The organism is Tenacibaculum sp. 190524A02b (assembly GCF_964036645.1).
GTDB lineage: Bacteria > Bacteroidota > Bacteroidia > Flavobacteriales > Flavobacteriaceae > Polaribacter > Polaribacter vairaonense.
Genome location: NZ_OZ038525.1, coordinates 1,225,897 through 1,252,055, shown reverse-complemented (window position 1 = coordinate 1,252,055; position 26,159 = coordinate 1,225,897). Strand labels below are relative to the sequence as shown.

Below are 26,159 nucleotides of genomic sequence, written 5' to 3'. Positions count from 1 at the left end.
ACCTTAACAGTTACAAATACGATTACTGGTTGTATATCTAGTGATACAGTTGTAATCACTCAAGACCTAAGTACACCTACAGCCGAGGCAGGGGTAGCACCTGGTGTTTTAGACTGTGATACCTTAACATTAGCCTTAGATGGAACAGGTTCCACCACTACCGATGTTAATTACTTATGGACAGGCGGTGCCATAGACAGTGGCGCAACAACACTGAGCCCAGTAATAAGCGCTCCAGGTACGTATACCTTAACAGTTACTAATACGATTACTGGTTGTGTGTCTAGTGATACGGTTGTAATCACTCAAGACCTAAGCACACCCACAGCCGAGGCAGGGGTAGCACCTGGTGTTTTAGACTGTGATACCTTAACATTAACCTTAGATGGAACAGGTTCCACCACTACCGATGTTAATTACTTATGGACAGGCGGTACCATAGACAGCGGCGCAACAACACTGAGCCCAGTAATCAGCGCTCCAGGTACATATACCTTAACAGTTACAAATACGATTACTGGTTGTATATCTAGTGATACGGTTGTAATCACTCAAGACCTAAGTACACCTACAGCCGAGGCAGGGGTAGCACCTGGTGTTTTAGACTGTGATACCTTAACATTAACCTTAGATGGAACAGGTTCCACCACTACCGATGTTAGTTATGTATGGACAGGAGGTACCATAGACAGCGGCGCAACAACACTGAGCCCAGTAATCAGCGCTCCAGGTACATATACCTTAACAGTTACTAATACAATTACTGGTTGTATATCTAGTGATACGGTTGTAATCACTCAAGATCTAAGTACACCCACAGCCGAGGCAGGGGTAGCACCTGGTGTTTTAGACTGTGATACCTCAACATTAACCTTAGATGGAACAGGTTCCACCACTACCGATGTTAATTACTTATGGACAGGCGGTACCATAGACAGCGGCGCAACAACACTGAGCCCAGTAATCAGCGCTCCAGGTACATATACCTTAACAGTTACTAATACAATTACTGGTTGTATATCTAGTGATACGGTTGTAATCACTCAAGATCTAAGTACACCCACAGCCGAGGCAGGGGTAGCACCTGGTGTTTTAGACTGTGATACCTCAACATTAACCTTAGATGGAACAGGTTCCACCACTACCGATGTTAGTTATGTATGGACAGGAGGTACCATAGACAGCGGCGCAACAACACTGAGCCCAGTAATCAGCGCTCCAGGTACATATACCTTAACAGTTACTAATACGATTACTGGTTGTATATCTAGTGATACGGTTGTAATCACTCAAGACCTAAACACTCCCACAGCCGAGGCAGGGGTAGCACCTGGTGTTTTAGACTGTGATACCTCAACATTAACCTTAGATGGAACAGGTTCCACCACTACCGATGTTAGTTATGTATGGACAGGCGGTGCCATAGACAGTGGCGCAACAACACTGAGCCCAGTAATTAGCGCTCCAGGTACATATACCTTAACAGTTACAAATACGATTACTGGTTGTATATCTAGTGATACGGTTGTAATCACCCAAGACCTAAGTACCCCCACAGCCGAGGCAGGGGTAGCACCTGGTGTTTTAGACTGTGATACCTTAACATTAACCTTAAATGGAATAGGTTCCACCACTACCGATGTTAATTACTTATGGACAGGCGGTACCATAGACAGCGGCGCAACAACACTGAGCCCAGTAATAAGCGTTCCAGGTACATATACCTTAACAGTTACAAATACGATTACTGGTTGTATATCTAGTGATACGGTTGTAATCACTCAAGACCTAAGTACACCTACAGCCGAGGCAGGGGTAGCACCTGGTGTTTTAGACTGTGATACCTTAACATTAACCTTAAATGGAATAGGTTCCACCACTACCGATGTTAATTACTTATGGACAGGCGGTAGCATAGACAGCGGCGCAACAACACTGAGCCCAGTAATAAGCGCTCCAGGTACGTATACCTTAACAGTTACAAATACGATTACTGGTTGTATATCTAGTGATACGGTTGTAATCACTCAAGATCTAAGCACACCAACTGCCGAAGCAGGTGTAGCACCTGGTGTTTTAGATTGTGATACCTTAACACTTACTTTAGACGGAACAGGTTCAACGACTACTGATGTTAGTTATGTATGGACAGGTGGTACCATAGACAGCGGCGCAACAACACTGAGCCCAGTAATCAGCGCTCCAGGTACGTATACCTTAACAGTTACTAATACGATTACTGGTTGTATATCTAGTGATACGGTTGTAATCACTCAAGATCTAAGCACACCAACTGCCGAAGCAGGGGTAGCACCTGGTGTTTTAGACTGTGATACCTTAACATTAACCTTAGATGGAACAGGTTCAACGACTACCGATGTTAGTTATGTATGGACAGGAGGTACCATAGACAGCGGCGCAACAACACTGAGCCCAGTAATCAGCGCTCCAGGTACATATACCTTAACAGTTACTAATACGATTACTGGTTGTATATCTAGTGATACGGTTGTAATCACTCAAGACCTAAGTACACCTACAGCCGAGGCAGGGGTAGCACCTGGTGTTTTAGACTGTGATACCTTAACATTAACCTTAAATGGAATAGGTTCCACCACTACCGATGTTAATTACTTATGGACAGGCGGTAGCATAGACAGCGGCGCAACAACACTGAGCCCAGTAATAAGCGCTCCAGGTACGTATACCTTAACAGTTACAAATACGATTACTGGTTGTATATCTAGTGATACGGTTGTAATCACTCAAGACCTAAGTACACCTACAGCTGAAGCAGGCGTAGCACCAGGTGTTTTAGATTGTGATACCTTAACACTTACTTTAGACGGAACAGGTTCAACCACTACCGATGTTAGTTATGTATGGACAGGAGGTACCATAGACAGCGGCGCAACAACACTGAGTCCAGTAATTAGCGCTCCAGGTACGTATACTTTAACGGTAACAAATACCACTACCGGATGCATGTCAAGTGATACGGTTGTAATCACCCAAGATCTAAGCACACCAACTGCCGAAGCAGGTGTAGCACCAGGTGTTTTAGATTGTGATACCTTAACACTTACTTTAGACGGAACAGGTTCAACGACTACTGATGTTAGTTATGTATGGACAGGAGGTACCATAGACAGCGGCGCAACAACACTAAGTCCAGTAATAAGCGCTCCAGGTACGTATACTTTAACGGTAACAAATACCACTACCGGATGCATGTCAAGTGATACGGTTGTGATTACCCAAGATCTAAGAACACCAACTGCCGAAGCAGGGGTAGCACCTGGTGTTTTAGACTGTGATACCTTAACATTAATCTTAGATGGAACAGGTTCAACGACTACTGATGTTAGTTATGTATGGACAGGTGGTACCATAGACAGCGGCGCAACAACACTGAGCCCAGTAATTAGCGTTCCAGGTACGTATACTTTAACGGTAACAAATACCACTACCGGATGCATGTCAAGTGATACGGTTGTGATTACCCAAGATCTAAGCACACCAACTGCCGAAGCAGGCGTAGCACCAGGTGTTTTAGACTGTGATACCTTAACACTTACTTTAGATGGAACAGGTTCAACGACTACTGATGTTAGTTATGTATGGACAGGAGGTACCATAGACAGCGGCGCAACAACACTGAGCCCAGTAATAAGCGCTCCAGGTACGTATACCTTAACAGTTACAAATACGATTACTGGTTGTATATCTAGTGATACGGTTGTAATCACTCAAGACCTAAGTACACCTACAGCCGAGGCAGGGGTAGCACCTGGTGTTTTAGACTGTGATACCTTAACATTAACCTTAGATGGAACAGGTTCCACCACTACCGATGTTAGTTATGTATGGACAGGCGGTGCCATAGACAGTGGCGCAACAACACTGAGCCCAGTAATAAGTGCTCCAGGTACATATACCTTAACAGTTACAAATACGATTACTGGTTGTATATCTAGTGATACGGTTGTAATCACTCAAGACCTAAGTACACCTACAGCCGAGGCAGGGGTAGCACCTGGTGTTTTAGACTGTGATACCTTAACATTAACCTTAGATGGAACAGGTTCCACCACTACCGATGTTAGTTATGTATGGACAGGCGGTACCATAGACAGTGGCGCAACAACACTGAGCCCAGTAATAAGTGCTCCAGGTACATATACCTTAACAGTTACTAATACGATTACTGGTTGTGTGTCTAGTGATACGGTTGTAATCACTCAAGACCTAAGTACACCTACAGCCGAGGCAGGGGTAGCACCTGGTGTTTTAGACTGTGATACCTTAACATTAACCTTAGATGGAACAGGTTCCACCACTACCGATGTTAGTTATGTATGGACAGGAGGTACCATAGACAGCGGCGCAACAACACTGAGCCCAGTAATCAGCGCTCCAGGTACATATACCTTAACAGTTACTAATACAATTACTGGTTGTATATCTAGTGATACGGTTGTAATCACTCAAGATCTAAGTACACCCACAGCCGAGGCAGGGGTAGCACCTGGTGTTTTAGACTGTGATACCTCAACATTAACCTTAGATGGAACAGGTTCCACCACTACCGATGTTAATTACTTATGGACAGGCGGTACCATAGACAGCGGCGCAACAACACTGAGCCCAGTAATAAGCGCTCCAGGTACATATACCTTAACAGTTACTAATACAATTACTGGTTGTATATCTAGTGATACGGTTGTAATCACTCAAGATCTAAGTACACCCACAGCCGAGGCAGGGGTAGCACCAGGTGTTTTAGACTGTGATACCTCAACATTAACCTTAGATGGAACAGGTTCCACCACTACCGATGTTAGTTATGTATGGACAGGAGGTACCATAGATAGCGGCGCAACAACACTGAGCCCAGTAATAAGCGCTCCAGGTACATATACCTTAACAGTTACAAATACGATTACTGGTTGTATATCTAGTGATACGGTTGTAATCACTCAAGACCTAAGTACCCCCACAGCCGAGGCAGGGGTAGCACCAGGTGTTTTAGACTGTGATACCTTAACATTAACCTTAGATGGAACAGGTTCCACCACTACCGATGTTAGTTATGTATGGACAGGAGGTACCATAGACAGTGGCGCAACAACACTGAGCCCAGTAATAAGCGCTCCAGGTACATATACCTTAACAGTTATAAATACGATTACTGGTTGTATATCTAGTGATACGGTTGTAATCACTCAAGACCTAAGTACACCCACAGCCGAGGCAGGGGTAGCACCAGGTGTTTTAGACTGTGATACCTTAACATTAACCTTAGATGGAATAGGTTCCACCACTACCGATGTTAATTACTTATGGACAGGAGGTACCATAGACAGTGGCGCAACAACACTGAGCCCAGTAATAAGCGCTCCAGGTATATATACCTTAACAGTTACAAATACGATTATTGGTTGTATATCTAGTGATACGGTTGTAATCACTCAAGACCTAAGTACCCCCACAGCTGAGGCAGGGGTAGCACCTGGTGTTTTAGACTGTGATACCTTAACATTAACCTTAGATGGAACAGGTTCCACCACTACCGATGTTAGTTATGTATGGACAGGAGGTACCATAGACAGTGGCGCAACAACACTGAGCCCAGTAATAAGCGCTCCAGGTACATATACCTTAACAGTTACAAATACGATTACTGGTTGTATATCTAGTGATACGGTTGTAATCACTCAAGACCTAAGTACACCCACAGCTGAGGCAGGGGTAGCACCAGGTGTTTTAGACTGTGATACCTTAACATTAACCTTAGATGGAACAGGTTCCACCACTACCGATGTTAGTTATGTATGGACAGGAGGTACCATAGACAGCGGCGCAACAACACTGAGCCCAGTAATAAGCGCTCCAGGTACATATACCTTAACAGTTACTAATACAATTACTGGTTGTATATCTAGTGATACGGTTGTAATCACTCAAGATCTAAGTACCCCCACAGCTGAGGCAGGGGTAGCACCTGGTGTTTTAGACTGTGATACCTTAACATTAACTTTAGATGGAACAGGTTCCACCACTACCGATGTTAGTTATGTATGGACAGGCGGTACCATAGACAGCGGCGCAACAACACTGAGCCCAGTAATAAGTGCTCCAGGTACATATACCTTAACAATTACAAATACGATTACTGGTTGTATATCTAGTGATACGGTTGTAATCACTCAAGACCTAAGTACCCCCACAGCTGAGGCAGGGGTAGCACCTGGTGTTTTAGACTGTGATACCTTAACATTAACTTTAGATGGAACAGGTTCCACCACTACCGATGTTAATTACTTATGGACAGGTGGTACCATAGACAGTGGTGCAACAACACTGAGCCCAGTAATAAGTGCTCCAGGTACATATACCTTAACAGTTACAAATACGATTACTGGTTGTATATCTAGTGATACAGTTGTAATCACTCAAGATCTAAGTACACCCACAGCCGAGGCAGGGGTAGCACCTGGTGTTTTAGACTGTGATACCTTAACATTAACCTTAGATGGAACAGGTTCCACCACTACCAATGTTAGTTATGTATGGACAGGCGGTACCATAGACAGTGGCGCAACAACACTGAGCCCAGTAATCAGCGCTCCAGGTACATATACCTTAACAGTTACAAATACGATTACTGGTTGTATATCTAGTGATACGGTTGTAATCACTCAAGATCTAAGTACACCCACAGCCGAGGCAGGGGTAGCACCTGGTGTTTTAGACTGTGATACCTTAACATTAACCTTAGATGGAACAGGTTCCACCACTACCGATGTTAGTTATGTATGGACTGGCGGTGCCATAGACAGTGGCGCAACAACACTGAGCCCAGTAATAAGTGCTCCAGGTACATATACCTTAACAGTTACTAATACGATTACTGGTTGTATATCTAGTGATACGGTTGTAATCACTCAAGACCTAAGCACTCCCACAGCCGAGGCAGGGGTAGCACCTGGTGTTTTAGACTGTGATACCTCAACATTAACCTTAGATGGAACAGGTTCCACCACTACCGATGTTAATTACTTATGGACAGGCGGTACCATAGACAGCGGCGCAACAACACTGAGCCCAGTAATCAGCGCTCCAGGTACATATACCTTAACAGTTACTAATACAATTACTGGTTGTATATCTAGTGATACGGTTGTAATCACTCAAGATCTAAGTACACCCACAGCCGAGGCAGGGGTAGCACCTGGTGTTTTAGACTGTGATACCTCAACATTAACCTTAGATGGAACAGGTTCCACCACTACCGATGTTAATTACTTATGGACAGGCGGTACCATAGACAGCGGCGCAACAACACTGAGCCCAGTAATCAGCGCTCCAGGTACATATACCTTAACAGTTACTAATACAATTACTGGTTGTATATCTAGTGATACGGTTGTAATCACTCAAGACCTAAGTACCCCCACAGCCGAGGCAGGGGTAGCACCAGGTGTTTTAGACTGTGATACCTTAACATTAACCTTAGATGGAACAGGTTCCACCACTACCGATGTTAGTTATGTATGGACAGGAGGTACCATAGACAGTGGCGCAACAACACTGAGCCCAGTAATAAGCGCTCCAGGTACATATACCTTAACAGTTATAAATACGATTACTGGTTGTATATCTAGTGATACGGTTGTAATCACTCAAGACCTAAGTACACCCACAGCCGAGGCAGGGGTAGCACCAGGTGTTTTAGACTGTGATACCTTAACATTAACCTTAGATGGAATAGGTTCCACCACTACCGATGTTAATTACTTATGGACAGGAGGTACCATAGACAGTGGCGCAACAACACTGAGCCCAGTAATAAGCGCTCCAGGTATATATACCTTAACAGTTACAAATACGATTATTGGTTGTATATCTAGTGATACGGTTGTAATCACTCAAGACCTAAGTACCCCCACAGCTGAGGCAGGGGTAGCACCTGGTGTTTTAGACTGTGATACCTTAACATTAACCTTAGATGGAACAGGTTCCACCACTACCGATGTTAGTTATGTATGGACAGGAGGTACCATAGACAGTGGCGCAACAACACTGAGCCCAGTAATAAGCGCTCCAGGTACATATACCTTAACAGTTACAAATACGATTACTGGTTGTATATCTAGTGATACGGTTGTAATCACTCAAGACCTAAGTACACCCACAGCTGAGGCAGGGGTAGCACCAGGTGTTTTAGACTGTGATACCTTAACATTAACCTTAGATGGAACAGGTTCCACCACTACCGATGTTAGTTATGTATGGACAGGAGGTACCATAGACAGCGGCGCAACAACACTGAGCCCAGTAATAAGCGCTCCAGGTACATATACCTTAACAGTTACTAATACAATTACTGGTTGTATATCTAGTGATACGGTTGTAATCACTCAAGATCTAAGTACCCCCACAGCTGAGGCAGGGGTAGCACCTGGTGTTTTAGACTGTGATACCTTAACATTAACTTTAGATGGAACAGGTTCCACCACTACCGATGTTAGTTATGTATGGACAGGCGGTACCATAGACAGCGGCGCAACAACACTGAGCCCAGTAATAAGTGCTCCAGGTACATATACCTTAACAATTACAAATACGATTACTGGTTGTATATCTAGTGATACGGTTGTAATCACTCAAGACCTAAGTACCCCCACAGCTGAGGCAGGGGTAGCACCTGGTGTTTTAGACTGTGATACCTTAACATTAACTTTAGATGGAACAGGTTCCACCACTACCGATGTTAATTACTTATGGACAGGTGGTACCATAGACAGTGGTGCAACAACACTGAGCCCAGTAATAAGTGCTCCAGGTACATATACCTTAACAGTTACAAATACGATTACTGGTTGTATATCTAGTGATACAGTTGTAATCACTCAAGATCTAAGTACACCCACAGCCGAGGCAGGGGTAGCACCTGGTGTTTTAGACTGTGATACCTTAACATTAACCTTAGATGGAACAGGTTCCACCACTACCAATGTTAGTTATGTATGGACAGGCGGTACCATAGACAGTGGCGCAACAACACTGAGCCCAGTAATCAGCGCTCCAGGTACATATACCTTAACAGTTACAAATACGATTACTGGTTGTATATCTAGTGATACGGTTGTAATCACTCAAGATCTAAGTACACCCACAGCCGAGGCAGGGGTAGCACCTGGTGTTTTAGACTGTGATACCTTAACATTAACCTTAGATGGAACAGGTTCCACCACTACCGATGTTAGTTATGTATGGACTGGCGGTGCCATAGACAGTGGCGCAACAACACTGAGCCCAGTAATAAGTGCTCCAGGTACATATACCTTAACAGTTACTAATACGATTACTGGTTGTATATCTAGTGATACGGTTGTAATCACTCAAGACCTAAGCACTCCCACAGCCGAGGCAGGGGTAGCACCTGGTGTTTTAGACTGTGATACCTCAACATTAACCTTAGATGGAACAGGTTCCACCACTACCGATGTTAATTACTTATGGACAGGCGGTACCATAGACAGCGGCGCAACAACACTGAGCCCAGTAATCAGCGCTCCAGGTACATATACCTTAACAGTTACTAATACAATTACTGGTTGTATATCTAGTGATACGGTTGTAATCACTCAAGATCTAAGTACACCCACAGCCGAGGCAGGGGTAGCACCTGGTGTTTTAGACTGTGATACCTCAACATTAACCTTAGATGGAACAGGTTCCACCACTACCGATGTTAATTACTTATGGACAGGCGGTACCATAGACAGCGGCGCAACAACACTGAGCCCAGTAATCAGCGCTCCAGGTACATATACCTTAACAGTTACTAATACAATTACTGGTTGTATATCTAGTGATACGGTTGTAATCACTCAAGATCTAAGTACACCCACAGCCGAGGCAGGGGTAGCACCTGGTGTTTTAGACTGTGATACCTCAACATTAACCTTAGATGGAACAGGTTCCACCACTACCGATGTTAGTTATGTATGGACAGGAGGTACCATAGACAGCGGCGCAACAACACTGAGCCCAGTAATCAGCGCTCCAGGTACATATACCTTAACAGTTACTAATACGATTACTGGTTGTATATCTAGTGATACGGTTGTAATCACTCAAGACCTAAGCACTCCCACAGCCGAGGCAGGGGTAGCACCTGGTGTTTTAGACTGTGATACCTCAACATTAACCTTAGATGGAACAGGTTCCACCACTACCGATGTTAGTTATGTATGGACAGGCGGTGCCATAGACAGTGGCGCAACAACACTGAGCCCAGTAATAAGTGCTCCAGGTACATATACCTTAACAGTTACTAATACGATTACTGGTTGTATATCTAGTGATACGGTTGTAGTCACTCAAGACTTAAGTACGCCAATTCCTCCAAATGTATCTGAACAATTGTTTTGTTCAATAGAAACCCCAACAGGAAATGATTTAGTTCCAACTATTTCTAATACGGTAATTTGGTTTAAAGATTCAGCTTTGACAAAAATACTTGACACGGTAGAATTTTTAGAGGAAGGAACATATTATGTAGTATCAAAGAATATAGATACTGGTTGTTTAAGTCCAGCTATATCAGTCAAAATTACTTTAAGAGGAAGTTTAGATACTGATGGAGATGGCTTAACAGATTGTGAGGAGACAACTGGATTAGATGATCCGTTAACAATAGGTGTTCCAACAAGTATAAGTAATCCAAATAACTCATGTTCATTCACTGGAAAACCAAAGCCTGATACTCAGAATACTATATGGCAGCTTAGTGATTGTGATGGAGATAATGAAATTAATGGGGATGAGATAGTAAATGAAACTAACCCTAATGACCCGTGTTCGGTTTCTATTAAAACGGTTCCTGACATAAATAATCCAAACTATTTGATATGGGCTCAACAAGATTGTGATGGAGACGGTGTTTTAAATAGTAATGAAGTAATGGATGATACTAGTCCATTTGATCCTTGTGATTTTGTACCTAGTAGTATCTCAGAACCAATTACTTCTAACATAAAGTGTATTAGTGCTATAGAAGTAACTAAAACAGCTAGTTTAACGGATAAAGAAGTAGGCGATATAATAGAATATACTATAAAGGTGGAAAATATAGGGACATCAACTATTATGAATATATCCTTGTCTGATATTTTTACAGATATAGATGGAAACCCATTAGAGTTAACAGAAGGTGTACGTTTTGATGGAGCTGATTATGGGAGCCCTGAAGGCACTTTATTAATGGGAGAAGCAGCTATATATAAAGCTAGTTTTATCATTACAAAAGAAGTAATTAATACTGGAGGAGTAAGAAATACTGTAATTGCTGTAGGGCAAGACTCGAGTGGTGAATTAGTAGAAGATATAAGTGATGATGGTGATGATACAGATGGTAATATAAAAGACGATCCAACAGTAACGGATTTAGGTTGCTTAATTGTTTTTAATCAGTTTACTCCTAATAATGATGACCATAATGACGTTTTTATAATAAATTGTATAAAAAACTACCCTAAAAATACTTTAGAAATATTCAATAGATGGGGAAATACTGTATACAAAAAAGTAGGGTATGATAACTCATGGGATGGAATATCAACAGGAAGAGCTACTTTAGAAGAAGAGATAAAATTACCAGTAGGAACTTATTTTTATATTTTAGATTTAGGAGATGGGTCTGAAGTTAAAAAAGGATGGATTTATATAAATAGGTAGTAATAATCTAATATAAAAAAGAATCACCGTAAAAATAGTATAAAGTATAGTTAATACTTAATATATTAATAAGTAGAATGAATAGTATAACTTTGCATTTATAAAGAAACAAAATGAAAAAAGAACTTTTAAACTATACATTTATAACTATAGGTTGTATTCTTATGGCGTTTGGAGTCGTGACTTTTTTAAGTCCTAATAATATAGCCATGGGGGGAACAGGAGGTTTAGCTATTATTTTTAATAAGCTTTTTAAAATATCAATAGGTATTTTATTTGCCTCAATAAATATTCCTTTGTTGGTAATAAGTATTAAGTATTTAGGAAAGTATTTTGCAATAAAAAGTACAATTGCCATTATAGCAATTAGTTTATTTGTAGATATACTTGGAGAATTAATTCAATTAAAAGCTTTAAGTAATGAACCTCTATTAGCTACTTTATATGGAGGAGTTGCGGTTGGAGCCGGAATAGGTTTTATATTTAAAGGAGGAGGTTCTGCTGGAGGAGGAACCATAATTGCTCGTATTATAACTTCAAAAACATCGTTAAAAACAGGAACTGTAATTCTTATATTAGACTCTATGGTGATTGTTGCTACAGCAATAGTATTTAACAATATAGAATTAGCTTTATGGAGTATGATAAGTATTTTTATTACTACAAAAATGATTGATGTTGTTTTAACAGGTCGTCCAAATGGAAGAATTGTTCATATCTCTTCACCAAATAATTTAGAAGAACTCGGTTTACTGATAAATGAAAGAATTGGTGTAAATGGTACCTTAATGAAAGGAAATAATCTTAGTTTAACAACAGACAAGTATATGATTTTTGTTACAGTCCCTATGAATAGGTTAAGTACTCTGAGGCATTTAGTAAGAACAGAAGACGAGTCTGCCAAAATGATTGTTATGGAAGCTTCAGCGATGTTAGGAACTAAATTTTTAGATTAACTTATTTTAAGTTTCAAAAACTCTTATTATAAATTTAAACACTTGATATAATATGTATCAGGTGTTTTTTATTTAATGATTCACAATTTTAATAGGTGATATATTTACTATTTATATTATTTTTTAATTTGGATGCAACCTTTTTAAAAGAACTCGGTCTAATGCTTCTAGTTATTATAAAAAAAAGTGAATTCAAAAGATAAACATTTGATTGATTTAGTATTAAAAGGAAATAATAAAGCCTTTAAACAAATCATAACTAATACGCAAGGGTTAGTAATACAAATTGTTTATAAAATGATTGACAACTCGTTGGATAGAGAAGATTTAATACAAGAGATTTATTTGAAAGTATATCATAAATTGTCTCATTTTAAATATAAAAGTAAACTCTCAACTTGGATTGGCACCATTGCTTATAACACTTGCTTGAATTTTTTAGAGAAAAAAAGAATACCAACAATAAAAGTTTTTGATAAAGAGGGAAATGAGTCTTGGAGCATAATTAATATTAAAAGTAATCATAATTATAATGAAACAGATCAATATCTTTTTAAAAAAGAGCGTTTGAATATTTTACAAGAAGCTATAGATAAATTACCCCCAGCGTATAAAACTTTAATAACTCTTTTTCATAATGAAGAATTAAGTTATGAAGAGATTTCCAAAATAACAAGCTTACCAGAGGGGACTTTAAAAAGCTATTTATACAGAGCTAGGAAAAAGCTACGTAATGATTTATTAAATACCTATAAAAAAGACGACTTATGAGTACAGAACATGTGAACGAGATACAAATTCAGCAATATGTATTTGATTTGGATAATTGTGATAAAACTATAATTACACATATAAATTCCTGTGAACATTGTAAAAGTTTGGTTAATGAGTATAAGTATTTATCAAATGATTTAAAAGAATTAACTAAACCAAGCTTAGATTTTGATATTGCATCACAAATATTGGAACAACTACCAGAAAAAAAACAATCAAAACCTTTTATTTCTGTTAATAATAGTGCCTTAGTTTTATTAGCAATAGGAGTTTTAGCCATTTTAATTCATACTATAAGTAATATTAATATAATTGAAAATTATAGCAGTTACTTCATCATAAGTATTGTTTTTTTCATAACTATTTTATCAACTATAGAAATGCTACAAACCTTTAAAAGAAAGCTAACTTTTTAAGTTTTAACTGCAACATTTTATTTAACAAACGGTCTAATTAAATATCACTTAAAAATTTAAAATATGAAAACATTATTTATTACTAATAGTACTTATATAGATCCAGATGTATATAAAATCATTGTCATTATTTTTCTGATTGTTATTTTCTTGTCTTTTATCATGACTGTTTTAAAGAATATTTTAGATCATAAACTAAAAAACAAAATGTTAGACAAAGGAATTTCAGAGGAAGTAATAACTTCCATGTTACAAAATGATGCACAAAGCACTAAACATACAAGTGTTAAATGGTTTTTAGTACTTGTAGCAACTGGAGTCGGTCTGTTTATTAGTGGCTTGTTTTTACCTTTAGGTATTCATTCTATAGGAATTATGGCTATAAGTATTTCTGCTGCTTTTTTATTACACTCTCTTTATTTAAATCGCTTCAATAACTAACCTTTGAACAACTTTTAAACTGAATATAGAAAAGTTTCATTTGCATGAAACCTAGAAAAACACGTCCAAACTTTAATAACAAAACCTTAAACAATGAAAATAATTAACCACATATTAGTTTGTATTCTTTTTACAACCTTTTCAACAACATATGCACAACTTGATCAAGATGATATCGTATTAAAACAAAAAATAGATACCTATTTAACTAAAGGAGTTTCACAAGGCTTTTCAGGAGTTGTATTAGTATCTCAGAAAGAGAAAATAATACTTCATAAAGCCTATGGACTGTCTAATAAAGAAACCAATACACCTTATCAAACTACTACTGTTTCTACTATTGGTTCCGTAACCAAACAATTTACAGCCACAGCCATTTTAAAATTAGTAATGTTAAACAAGCTAAAAGTAGAAGACTCTATAAATAAATTCTTTCCAAATCTACCTAATGATAAGAAAAATATTACCATTCATCAATTACTAACACATTCTTCAGGATTCAAAAATGGAGTAGGAAAAGGTGATTTTGATTACATACCAACAGAAAAATACTTTAGCTCTTTATTTACTCAAAAACTGTTATTTACACCTGGTAGTAATTATAAATACTCCAATGCAGGTTATAGCATTTTAGCGAGAATTATTGAAATAGTTTCGGAAATGGAATATGAGAGTTTTTTAAATGAATATTTGTTTCAACCAGCAGGAATGAAGAATACAGGATATTTTATACCTGATTGGTCCAAACACACTATTGCTTCTGGATATGCCTATAATATATTTAGTTTAGGAACGTTAATAGCAAGATTTAAAAAACATCAAAAAATTTCGTGGAATTTGAAAGGAAACGGAGGAATTCACGCTACTACGGAAGATATGTATAAATGGTATAAGGCACTTAAAGCAAACAAAATTTTAACTAAAGATTTATTTCAGAAATTAACCACCCCGTATATTGCAGAAGTTAAAGACAAATCTAGTTATTATGCTTATGGTTGGGCCATAAATACATCAAAAAAAGGAACAAAAATTATAAGTCATAATGGAGGAAATCGAGTTTTTTTCCATGAATTTATATGGCTGCCAAAAGAAGATATTGTTATCATTTTATTTACTAATGCAAGTAGTAGGGAAGTCGAAGTAGCCTGGCCAATTCAAAAAATGATACTTGATAAAAAATACATTCCAAACCCAATAAAAAAGAATCTTCATTTCTTAATTCAGGATTTTATAAAAAATAACAATGTAAATAAAGTGAATACTTTAATTAGCATGATTACCAAAAACTATCGTTCTCAAATCAGAAATGCTAATAAACTAAATGATATTGGCTACTTAGTATTGAATCAGGAACTTATAAAATCAAAAGAAAGTACTAAATGGGCTATTGCTTTATTTAAATTAAACACTGTATTATTTCCTGCTAATGGAAATATTTGGGATTCTTTAGGGGAAGCATATATTAAAAATAAACAAAAAGAAAGAGCTAAAGAAAGTTATTTAAAAGCTTTGGAGTTAGCGCCTACTAAAAACTGTGATTGGTGTGAAAGTTCCTCTAATGCTTTAAAAAAATTAAAGCAAAATTAGTTAGATAATATATTGCTATAATTTCTTTTATAAATAATAAGTAATACCTTATTTTCGTAGTAATTGATTTTATTAAACATGTCAAAATTACCAAACACTACAACAAGTATTTTTTCTGTAATGTCTCAATTAGCCAATGAGCACAATGCAATTAATTTATCACAAGGATTTCCAAATTTCCCAGTAGATGGACGTTTACTAGACATATCAAAAAGGTTATTAACTACTAATATCCATCAATATCCACCAATGATTGGTGTATCTTCTTTATTAGAAAAAATAGCTTTGCTTACACAGAAATACTATCAAAGAAAATTGAATATAAATTCGGAATTATTGATAACTTCTGGAGCTACACAAGGAATATATACTGCGATAAATGCTTTAGTAGGAAATGAAGATGAAGTTATTATTTTAGATCCAAGTTATGATAGCTATGAGCCTTCAGTTTTAGTAGCAGGAGGAAAGCCTGTACGTATTTCTTTGAATGATGATTATTCTCCAAACTTTAATAGAATAGCATCAGCAATCACTACAAAAACAAAACTGATAATTATTAATAATCCCCATAACCCTACAGGGAAAATTTGGAATGAAAAAGATTTTGAAGATTTAGAAATTATATTAGATAAATATCCTCAAATTTTATTATTAAGTGATGAAGTATACGAGTATATTTCTTTTAAACATCCGCATATTTCTGTAAATACTAGACCTAAATTAGTGGATAAAACGATTATAGTATCTTCCTTTGGAAAGTCATTACATGTTACTGGTTGGAAAGTAGGCTATTTAGTAGCTCCAAAGTTTTTGATGAAAGAAATTAAAAAAGTACATCAGTTTTTAATATACAGTATAACAAGTACAGCACAGTATGTAATTTCTGAGTATTTAGATTTGGTAGACTTCAATGAAATAGCTACAATGTATGACAGTAAAAGAAGGTTGTTTCAAGATTTGTTAAGGAAAAGTCGATTTGAGGTATTACCATCAGAAGGAACCTATTTTCAAATAGTAAGTTATAAGAGTATTAGTAATAAAAATGATGTAGAATTTGCTAAAGAATTAATAACTGAACATGGTATTGCATCCATTCCTATCTCAGTATTTTACAAAGATGCTAATGATAAAAAAATGTTACGGTTTTGCTTTGCAAAAACAGATGAAACATTACTGTCTGCTGCTACTAAATTGGCTAAAATATAATTAGAAGTATTAAAATACTCTAGCATACAACTATTTTTTTAATTATGTAATTGTTTATAATTTAGATGATTGTTTCTTTGTTGGCTTCAAACTTTATATTTATGTTGAATAACAAGTTATAAAATAAATTTCTCCAATTTTAAACACTTTATATAAATTTACTTCTCGTTAACAAGTAGGTTATCGAGGCTTTTTTTATGGAACCCGGTTAATTTTTTTTGATATAAACTTTAAGAAATCTTTCAATAGTTTTTCTATATGATTTGCATTACAATGTAAAATGCTTGCTTTTGTCAAGTATTTTACGTGTATTTGTAATATGAAACACGATCTAATTTTAAAGTTTAGGGAGTTTAACCGGTATTATACTAAAGTTATAGGGTTAACAAATAATCATATTTTGGATAGTAAATATTCACTTTCAGAAGTAAGAGTAATGTATGAAATTTATCATACTCCTAATATTACAGCTAGGAAAATTAAAGAAATAATTCAGGTAGATGAAGGTTATCTAAGTCGGTTAATAAAGAAACTAGTAAATCAAAATCTAATAATAAAAACTAAGTCTAAAAAAGATAATAGAGTTTCATCACTTAAGCTTTCAGAAAATGGAGTAAAAGTTTTCTTAGAGTTAAATGATCGTTCATCAAGAGCTATGGAAAATGTGGTTAAACATTTAAATGAAAATGAACAAAATGAATTAATATTAATGTTAGAAAAAATAAAAAACTTATTAGGTAAAGATGGATTTAAATGATATTATAATTAGAACAAATATTAAACCTGGAGATTTAGGTTATGTTGTTCATAGACACGGAAAACTTTATGAGGAAGAATATGGTTATGGAGTTTCTTTTGAAACTTATGTAGGAGCTGGTTTGCATGAATTTTACTCAAATTATGATCCTGATCTAGATAGAGTTTGGATATGTGAACATGAAGGTAAAATAGTAGGATTCATTTTATTAATGCATAGAGAAAATAAAGCAGCTCAATTACGATATTTTTACCTAGAACCAGAATATAGAGGAGTAGGATTAGGTAAAAAATTAATGAAGTTGTTTATGAACTTCTTAAAAGAAAAAGAATATAAGTCTGCCTATTTATGGACTACCCATGAATTATTTACAGCTGCTTCTCTTTATACAAGAAACGGTTTTAAATTATCAGAGTCTAAAAAATCACAAGCATTTGGAAAACCTCTTAATGAACAACGATACGAAATGTTTATAAAAGATCTTAATGAAAATATTTGATTCACACTTTCATATAATTGACCCTAAATACCCACTTTTTGAAAATAATGGATTCTTACCAGAAAGTTTTACTATTCAAGATTATCAAGATAGAGTTAATAAAATAAATATTGTTGGAGGTGCAATAGTATCCGGCTCTTTTCAAAAATTTGATCAAGAATATTTAGTAAATTCACTTAAATTACTTGGTAATAATTTTTATGGTGTAGCCAATATTCCTATTGATATAAGTTCAAAAGAAATAAAAAGATTAAACAGTTCTAATATAGTCGCTGTTAGGATTAATCTTAAACGAGGTGATTCTACTAAGTTAAAAGAATTAATAAAGCTATCAAATAGTTTATTAGATAAGTATAATTGGCATACAGAATTATATGTTGATAGTAAAAACTTAAAACAGTTAAATTCAACATTAAAAAATATACATAAGTTTTCAATTGATCATTTAGGGCTTTCAAAAGAAGGACTTTCAAGTTTATATTTTTGGGTAGAAAAAGGAGTAAAAGTTAAAGCAACTGGATTTGGACGATTAAACTTTAATCCATTACCAGTTCTTAATAAAATATACAATATAAATCCTAAAGCACTAATGTTTGGAACAGATTTACCATCTACAAGAGCAAAGTACCCTTTTTCATTTAAAGATATTAAGATTATTAGAGATAACTTTACAGTAAGTGAACAAGAAAATATTTTCTATAAAAACTCCATAGAGTGGTATAATAAATAATACAATATTAATTTCCTAAAACTTAAAAAATAGTTCATTGTAGAATTATTTTTTTAATTATGTAAATGTTTGTATTTTAAATTTTTATACCTTTATAATAAATAATATGTAACGAAAATAGATTAATTTATACCTACTTTTAATACATTTTTGATTCATAAAGAAATACTAAGCCCAACCGAACAACTACTTTAATTGTGAATTTTACACTTCAAAATTTAATTAATTAAAGAGTTATCTGAACTTTCACAAAAAGCAGTAAAACACACTGTAAATAAATCATCAATAATGAAACTCTAATTAAAGATAGCGTTCATTATTTTTTAATTCATAAAAACTTCCAATAGGTGTATTTATAAAATAACATCTATAAAACCTTGGTGTATCCCGAAAAACCAATAAAAAAGAGTAGGGGAACTTTAAATAATCTAACCATGAAACAAACTTTTTTAAAACAATTACTGTATGCAGCTGTCATCGTTTTTTCTTTGACAGCATGCGAGCAAGAAACTGACCTGTTAGACCATGCTAAAAAAGCAAGTCTAGAAGATTCGCAAAAAAGATCAAAACTTAGCGAAATAGATGAAAAATTAATTCAATATATCAGAGAGTATAATGGAAAACAAGTTAAATCTAATTTTTTAGGAAGAATAATAGATGAAAATAATCAACCAATAGAAGGAGCAAAAGTTGTTATAGGTAATCAATCAAAAGAAACAGATGAAAATGGAATGGTATCTTTTACGAATGCACAAGTACAGCAATATTTTGCATATATACGCGCTTTTGCAAATGGATATATAGATGGTTCACGAGTCATAGTTCCTAATTTTGATGTTGGCAATCAAAATAACTTCACTATTAAACTATACAGGTTTAAAGAGTCAGGAAGTATACATTCAAAAAAAGGAGGAAAAGTAGGCTTTAGAACTAAAAAAGGAGAAGGCTATATACATTTTAATTCTGGATTTGTAAATGAGTCTGGTAATGTATACAATGGTGATGTTGCTGTGAGTGTTCATTATCTAGACCCCCTTAATCCAGATACAGCAAACAGCATGCCTGGAGATTTGTATGGTATTACACAAAATTTTGAACAAGTAGCTTTAGGAACTTATGGTATGGTTCAAGTAGAGTTAAGAGGAAGTGCCGGAGAAAAATTGCAGATTATGAATCCAGCAAAATTAATCATGCCTATTCATCCAGATCAAATAACTACTGCAGCCAATCAAGTACCTATGTGGTCTTTTAATGAAACCGCTGGTGTTTGGTATGAAGAAGCTATTGCAGAAAGAAATGGGAATTATTATGTAACAGAAGTGTCACATTTTTCATTCTGGAATTGTGATGCTCCTTTTCCCGTTGTTAATTTTGATGCTACCGTAATTGATGCAGCAACTACAAACCCTATAGCTGGGTTAAGAGTAGAAATTACCTATAGTGGCTTTACAAGATTTGCCAATACAAATGCAAGTGGTAGTGTAAGTGGTAAAGTACCTCAAAATCAAACAATGGAGATTAGAATATTAGATGATTGTGGAAATCTATTATATATCGACCCATCTTTCGGTCCATTTGCAACAGCAACAAGTGTAACAATCCCCGTTACCTTAAATCCACTTCAAACTTTTACATTATCAGGAACTGTGACTGATTGTTTTGGTGCTCCAGTAACCAATGGTTATGTTACTCTTTCTTCTTCTTCAGGACAATTTATAAATGGTATTATGGTTACAGCAGGAACCTATAATCATACAGGTATTGGTTGTGTTTTACCTTCTAATATTACTATTAATGGAGTTGATTTAACTACGGCACAAGGTTTAACAACAACGACAACAGTAAATGCAGGAGCAAATACTGAAAATATAGTACTTTGTGGAGGATTAGCTAGTGAGTATATAAGATACCGTATAAATACTACAACAGGCCCTTATCAATATGATTTACTACAACCTTTTGGAGCTATAAGAAATAATGGAGTAATAGTAACAGCTTCTAACGGTACGGGTAAAACGTATATATATGGAAATACCTTAACAATAGGTACAGGATATCCTTTTGGCACAGGTATTAATACTATGCATATAGAGGCATTAAGTCATGTTAATGGCATAAACCCAACAGCAACTATGACACTTGCTAACGCTATAACTTTTGATTTAGTAGCTGTAACACCAGGCCCAGGAGGAATAGGTCAGTATATATCTATAGATTTTGCAGGAGATTATGTAGACAATGGAGGAATTGTTAATACAATTGAAGGAGAGGCTCGAATTTATAGAGATTTTTAGTGTAATTATTAAGTAATTAATTTTACTTAAAAATTTAGAGGCTTAAAGATAGAATATTATAGTACATCTTTAAGCCTCTTTCTTTATACATCTTTCCATCCTTGATCTTCAGGAAGAGGTGGACTTCCGTTTATTGAAAGAATGTAAAAAGAAGTTCCATGCATATGGAAAGGATGACGTCCTGAGCTTATAACCCATTTTTCTAAGTCTCCTTTTTTTACTCTTTCGTTAATTACATTCATGTCCATTTTTACTCCATTAATTTCCATTCCTTCCAAATCAAAATGTCTAGTTTTAATCACATCATTTTCATTATGAGGATGTATTTTATTTAAGTAATGGGACAAGTTTTTATTTTTTGCCTTTTTAGATTTATCTACTTTTAAATAAAGTACTCTACTTTTTTGGTCACTAGGGCTACCATGCTTCGATTTTTTCTTTAAATAATAAGCCATAAGTTCAACGTTTCCTTTTGACATATCAACTACTATTTCATTTCGTTCTCCAGGAGCCATTGATAAACGTGTTAAAGAAACTGGTTTTTCCAAAAAACCACCCTCAGTAGCTATTTTATAAAAAGGCTTATTTCCTTTAATAAAAAATTCATATGACCTAGCATTAGATGCATTAAGGAGTCGTAATCTAACATTACCTTTAGGAACAGAAACATATGGATCTATAGTACCATTAACTACTAAAGTAGGTTCAAAAAAATCTTCCATTTGACCTTTTGGATAGGTTACCATTTGACCATTAATAAATGTCCTATCTTGAATTGCTAAAGGAATATCATCAACCCCATATTCTTTAGGAATATTTAAGGATTGAGAATTATCATCTTCTATAATATAAAACCCTGCAAGTCCAGCATGAACTTGTTCTGCAGTTTTGCCCATTAAATGAGGATGATACCAATTTGTAGAAGCTTCTTGCCTTATTGGTAAAATAACATCCCATGTACTTCCTGGGTTTATTCTTGCTTGTGGTCCACCATCTCTATCTCCAGCAACATGTAGCCCATGTCCATGAACTGTAGTTACTTCTCCAATATTATTAGTAAATAACATACGAGTATCTTGATTTCGGTACATACGAATAGTAGGACCTAGATAGTTTCCATTATAACCTTTTGTGATGCTTGGTATTCCGTCAAAAAATTCATGGTTTCCATTTTGTATAGAGATAGGAACCCCTTCTGGATGCATTTTAGAATCAATCAAAGGGGGGATGTATAATTTTTTCTTTTTATCAAACGATTCAGATATAGCCGAAATATCATCATTGACTTCACAAGAAAAAAAGGGAATGCAAATTAATAGTAAAAAAACCGTGTTTTTTATTGTCATAATTTTTATGATTTAATTTATAGAGATGTTTTTATTAAAAATAGATTATTGTTCTCTTCTTATAGGTGATTGTCTGTCATTAGGTATTTGAACTGTAAATGTTGGGTAACTTTCTTCTGTTCCTGCAGCATGGCATGCAGTACAGTTTTGTCTCATCATATTAAACTTTTCATTAAAGTTTTCTTTATTTTTAGCCTTTATCGTTTTTTTTACTTCAGGTATTACAAAATTTAAAAAATGCTGTGCTGTTTTAGCTCTATTAGGTCTACGTTGTAATCCTAATTTGAGCGCTTTTTCAATTTTTTTAAGTTGATAATTTGCAAACTCCCAGTGTTCATCTTGTCCAGCCCAATATAATTCTTGGTAACGATACCCTATCTCTACCATAGCCATATCTAAACCTCTTAATTGAGTTTCTATAATTTTCATTTGTTCTTGTTCTGTGCCTTTAATCCACTTGCCTTGTACGGGAACATATTCTGTTTTATCCTTGCAAGAAGTAAGTAATATTATAAAGGCAAGTATGAAATGAAATTGTTTCATAAGTGTGATTTAATACTTTTAAATATTATTTGTTATTCTTGGATATTTCCACCAACAGGCAATCCACTAGGAACACTTTCAGGGACAGTTTTATCAAAATTAGGATCATCCAATGTTTTAATAAAAGCAACTATGGGAGCTATTAAATCGCCATTAAAGTTTACTTGTTGTGCCTGTTCATCATTACGTTCAAATCGATTATAAAATCTAACAGCTTCTGGTAGAGTTGTAAACATTCCATTATGCATAAAAGGCCCTGTTTCGGAAAGATTACGAAGTGTTGGTGTTCTATACTTTCCGTCAACACCTGTATCTATTTCTGTAAGTTTTGGGTTGTCAGGAACCCCAATATCATGTAGTTTAAAATCAGAAAACATTGGACCACTATGACAAGCAGTACAATTAGCTTGATTAAAGGCATTGAAACCACGAATTTCTTCTTCCGTAAGTGCACTTTCATCACCACGAGCGTATTGATCAAAACGGCTATTAGGAGCTATAAGTGTACGTTCAAAAGCTGCAATAGCTTTAGCTATTTTATCACCATTAATAACAGTTCCATTACCAAAAGAAGCATTAAACATATTAACATATTCTGGAATATTGGCTAATCGTGCAGAAACTGAGTCTATAGCTAGTTCAGGCGGATAAGCATCACCTCTCATTTCCTTCATATCTTTTATTGGACCAAGGGATTGCTCTTCTAAAGAAGCAGCTCTATTGTCCCAAAACATAACTGTATTCGCAGGATCGTAATGACCGCTCTCTGTAATACCATTAAATGCTGCATTAAGAATAGTTGGTGAGTTACGTTTTATTAAAAGACCACCTTTTCGATTTTCTCCTAATCCGTTTCCTCCAATACCTAAACTTAAATCAATTCTATCTGTATACCCTTTATCAGGATGGTGACAAGTAACACAAGCCATGTCTCTTGCTCCAGAAAGAATCGGATCCCAAAACAACATTCTACCCAATTCTATTTTTTCAGGAGTACGTGGATTATCTATAGGATCAATTGCAGATGTAGGCAATGCGCCCACTTGTTTATCTATGGGAATATATTCCGGATCAGGTGAGCAAGATGTCAAAAACAAGAAAAACTGAATAACTATGCTAGCTATAATGATTCTTTTGATGGTAAATAAAGCATTATTTTGTTGTGATTTCATAAAAATATTTTTTAAAAGGAAAATAAAATACTAGTACCTAAGGAAGTTCCTTTTGTACCATACTGCATAACATTAAGTTGAAGTTGAAGTTTTTTAGTTATTGGATATGCTGTTCCAAGTTTACCAAAAAAACTAAAATTGCTGAATTGGTTTTCTATTACATTACCAATAACTTGGTTTTTAAAAATTTCATGCATGTAAAGTCCACCAGCATTTAATGAAACTGAAAAAGGTTTTTTCCACATAGAAAACAAATTGTAACTAGTACCAATTCCAGCATTGAAAGTAAATAGATTAGCACCATCTATGCCTAAATCAGCATTAAACCCAGCATTGATATAGTGGTTAAATTTAGATTTACGAGAAAAAATAAATTGTAACTCTGCACCGATGGTGGAATCATACGTCACGTTATAGTCGCCATCGAGAAAATAACTCCTACTAGAAAGTTGTTTTCATTGTTATCCTGAGAAAAACCAATTTGAGGTATAGTAAATAAAATTGTAATGATAATTAACTGAATATTAAATATTTTCATTTGTTTGATTTTGAAGCAAAAGAAAAAAAATCACACATTTAATTAAAAAAAAATCAATTGGTAGCGTTGAAGTTTCTGTGAGGTAATTAATAATTTCAGTAAATAGTTTAAATATATGTATACTGGAAAAAGAATTGTTTTTACTGAAGTTTTAACCTGATTCATTGAAAAAAATAGTTGCTAAAGAGTAAATTGGTCTATTTTTGGAATTGTTTTGAAATCTTATATTAAACATATTGCATTTTGGATAGTATATAGTCTTTTACTATTTACTATATACAAGTTTGTTGTAGGAGTAAGGTCACCTATAAAACATACTTTTATTTTTGCTTTAGCACAAGGCGTTGCTTTTTATGCTAACTTACAGTTATTACTTCCTAAATTTTTTGAAAAGAAATCCTACATAGTTTTTGGTGTTTTTAACATCACTTTGTTGGCTATAGGTGCTTTTGGTTCCAAATTTTTAGAAGATGGTTTATCACCATTAAAATCAAGTATAGGTCATGCAATTCTTGAAAGTTATTATACTGTTGAAGCACTAATGGCACATTCTGTGCCCGTCTTTGTTGGTATTTTTACAGCTTTGTTATCTTACATCAATACACAACGATTGCAACAGGAGCAAGCCGAAAAAGAACGTGTTTCTGCCGAAAAAAACTTTCTAATTCAACAAATAAATCCACATTTTTTATTCAATGCACTTAACAATATTTATTCATTATCTATAGAAAATAATCCTAAAGTATCTAATAGTATTTTACAGCTCTCAAAAATGTTAGATTATTCATTGTATGGCAATAATGAAGAATTTGTATCTTTAAAAGATGAAATTGCTTATATCGAAAATTTTATTGCTTTATTCAAGTTAAAAGATGATACTATCACTAATATTATTTTTGATTATAAAAATGCTAGTACAGAAATAAAAATAGCACCAATGCTACTATTACCTTTTTAGAAAATGCTTTTAAGCATGGAAATATAGAAGATACCTCTAATGGAAGTATTTATGTTAAATTATCTTCAAAAAATGAAGGTATTGACTTTAAGTGTTATAACTCGTTCAGTTTAAACAAAAAAACAGATAAAACAGGAGGAATCGGAATTGCTAACGTAAAAAGAAGATTAGAGTTGCTATACGCTAATAATTAT

16 protein-coding genes are annotated in these 26,159 nt (G+C 35.2%); 12 read left to right on the top strand and 4 right to left on the bottom strand.

Going from position 1 to position 26,159, the window contains the following annotated elements; all coding sequences use genetic code 11:
* Window positions 1-279 precede the first annotated feature (279 nt).
* The 11 genes from ABNT65_RS04900 to ABNT65_RS04850 all read left to right on the top strand — a co-directional run bounded on the left by ABNT65_RS04900 (window position 280) and on the right by ABNT65_RS04850 (window position 21,408).
* Window positions 280-11,748: a gliding motility-associated C-terminal domain-containing protein gene (locus ABNT65_RS04900; protein ID WP_348747335.1), complete on the top strand. Its 11,469-nt coding sequence runs from the start codon at window positions 280-282 to the stop codon at window positions 11,746-11,748.
* 113 nt (window positions 11,749-11,861) lie between these two features.
* Window positions 11,862-12,704, top strand: a complete 843-nt coding sequence (locus ABNT65_RS04895; protein ID WP_348747334.1) for a YitT family protein — start codon at window positions 11,862-11,864, stop codon at window positions 12,702-12,704.
* 186 nt (window positions 12,705-12,890) lie between these two features.
* Entirely contained in the window at window positions 12,891-13,475 is a 585-nt protein-coding gene (locus tag ABNT65_RS04890) for an RNA polymerase sigma factor (protein WP_348740024.1), read from the top strand.
* Window positions 13,472-13,894, top strand: coding sequence for a hypothetical protein (locus tag ABNT65_RS04885; protein ID WP_348706525.1), 423 nt, complete (start codon window positions 13,472-13,474; stop codon window positions 13,892-13,894). The genes ABNT65_RS04890 and ABNT65_RS04885 overlap by 4 nt, the downstream gene beginning before the upstream one ends.
* A 63-nt stretch (window positions 13,895-13,957) precedes the next feature.
* On the top strand, window positions 13,958-14,335 hold the full coding sequence (locus ABNT65_RS04880; protein ID WP_348706526.1) for a DUF6249 domain-containing protein: 378 nt from the start codon (window positions 13,958-13,960) through the stop codon (window positions 14,333-14,335).
* Window positions 14,336-14,428: 93 nt separating this feature from the next.
* Window positions 14,429-15,922, top strand: coding sequence for a serine hydrolase (locus ABNT65_RS04875; protein WP_348747333.1), 1,494 nt, complete (start codon window positions 14,429-14,431; stop codon window positions 15,920-15,922).
* A gap of 78 nt (window positions 15,923-16,000) precedes the next feature.
* Entirely contained in the window at window positions 16,001-17,128 is a 1,128-nt protein-coding gene (locus tag ABNT65_RS04870) for a methionine aminotransferase (protein ID WP_348747332.1), read from the top strand.
* A 319-nt stretch (window positions 17,129-17,447) separates the two neighbouring features.
* Complete coding sequence (locus tag ABNT65_RS04865) at window positions 17,448-17,885, top strand: MarR family winged helix-turn-helix transcriptional regulator (protein WP_348706533.1); 438 nt, start codon at window positions 17,448-17,450, stop codon at window positions 17,883-17,885.
* On the top strand, window positions 17,872-18,384 hold the full coding sequence (locus tag ABNT65_RS04860) for a GNAT family N-acetyltransferase (RefSeq protein WP_348747331.1): 513 nt from the start codon (window positions 17,872-17,874) through the stop codon (window positions 18,382-18,384). The genes ABNT65_RS04865 and ABNT65_RS04860 overlap by 14 nt, the downstream gene beginning before the upstream one ends.
* Window positions 18,371-19,114, top strand: coding sequence for an amidohydrolase family protein (locus ABNT65_RS04855; protein WP_348747330.1), 744 nt, complete (start codon window positions 18,371-18,373; stop codon window positions 19,112-19,114). The genes ABNT65_RS04860 and ABNT65_RS04855 overlap by 14 nt, the downstream gene beginning before the upstream one ends.
* A 434-nt stretch (window positions 19,115-19,548) precedes the next feature.
* Entirely contained in the window at window positions 19,549-21,408 is a 1,860-nt protein-coding gene (locus ABNT65_RS04850) for a carboxypeptidase-like regulatory domain-containing protein (RefSeq protein ID WP_348747329.1), read from the top strand.
* Between the two features lie 83 nt (window positions 21,409-21,491).
* On the opposite strand, the gene ABNT65_RS04845 is transcribed toward ABNT65_RS04850, so the two are convergent.
* From ABNT65_RS04845 to ABNT65_RS04830, 4 genes are read right to left on the bottom strand one after another with little or no spacing between them, the layout of a single operon-like run.
* Window positions 21,492-22,754: a multicopper oxidase family protein gene (locus tag ABNT65_RS04845; protein ID WP_348747328.1), complete on the bottom strand. Its 1,263-nt coding sequence runs from the start codon at window positions 22,752-22,754 to the stop codon at window positions 21,492-21,494.
* A gap of 45 nt (window positions 22,755-22,799) precedes the next feature.
* Complete coding sequence (locus ABNT65_RS04840) at window positions 22,800-23,297, bottom strand: hypothetical protein (RefSeq protein WP_348747327.1); 498 nt, start codon at window positions 23,295-23,297, stop codon at window positions 22,800-22,802.
* 32 nt (window positions 23,298-23,329) lie between these two features.
* Window positions 23,330-24,469, bottom strand: coding sequence for a cytochrome-c peroxidase (locus ABNT65_RS04835; protein WP_348747326.1), 1,140 nt, complete (start codon window positions 24,467-24,469; stop codon window positions 23,330-23,332).
* Between the two features lie 11 nt (window positions 24,470-24,480).
* Window positions 24,481-24,879 (bottom strand): hypothetical protein, encoded by a 399-nt coding sequence (locus ABNT65_RS04830; RefSeq protein ID WP_348747325.1) that lies wholly within the window; start codon window positions 24,877-24,879, stop codon window positions 24,481-24,483.
* Window positions 24,880-25,221: 342 nt separating this feature from the next.
* Between ABNT65_RS04830 and ABNT65_RS04825 the strand changes: the two genes are divergently transcribed.
* Complete coding sequence (locus ABNT65_RS04825; protein ID WP_348747324.1) at window positions 25,222-25,965, top strand: histidine kinase; 744 nt, start codon at window positions 25,222-25,224, stop codon at window positions 25,963-25,965.
* Window positions 25,966-26,159 lie beyond the last annotated feature (194 nt).